This window comes from Ferruginibacter profundus, from assembly GCF_054783275.1.
The window spans coordinates 1-514 of record NZ_BAAGQW010000030.1 but is presented as its reverse complement, the minus strand read 5'-3'; the positions used below and the strand labels follow the sequence as shown (position 1 = coordinate 514).

Annotated in this window: 1 protein-coding gene; it reads left to right on the top strand. The window is 54.7% G+C overall.

The window, feature by feature from the left end; genetic code table 11:
* On the top strand, nucleotides 1-474 hold a 474-nt coding region (locus tag ACYVM0_RS27025), incomplete at its 5' end, for a hypothetical protein (RefSeq protein ID WP_460562631.1).
* Nucleotides 475-514: the final 40 nt, after the last annotated feature.

The window sequence follows — 514 nt, the reverse complement described above, 5'->3', positions numbered from 1 at the left end:
AACGGACCAGCCAAGAACGCAGAAGTAAGCAAGGGTACTGGCTTCCCGCCCAAGCAATGCAGCCGAATCCTCAGCTATATGAAGCGCTATGGCTGCGTTAGCCAGGACGATGAGCGGAGGTATCATTTTGTCCGTGACGCCATCCAAATGCAGGCCATGACCGCTGATGAGAAGCGAGAGGCTAAAGCCCGAAACAATCGCACCATGCGCGCAAGGATCAAGGCTATCCAGCAGCAAGAGATTGCCAATGCCAGGAAGCCGGACGCCATGACCATCAAGGTTAAGCGCGAGGCAGCAGTTGATGACCGGCCAAAGCAAACGGTAGAGGACTGGCTAAAGGCTGGCGGGAAGATCGACCGTAGCCCGACTGAGCATAAGTTTGAGCGGCTGAGCCATGAGGAAATCATGGGTGGAGCTAAGCGTGGGTTTGGCGGCTACCAGGCTCCGATGAATAGGCGTCAAGGGTGGATTTAAATGAATAGGGAGCCGATTGGCTCCCTTTTTGTTTGTACAG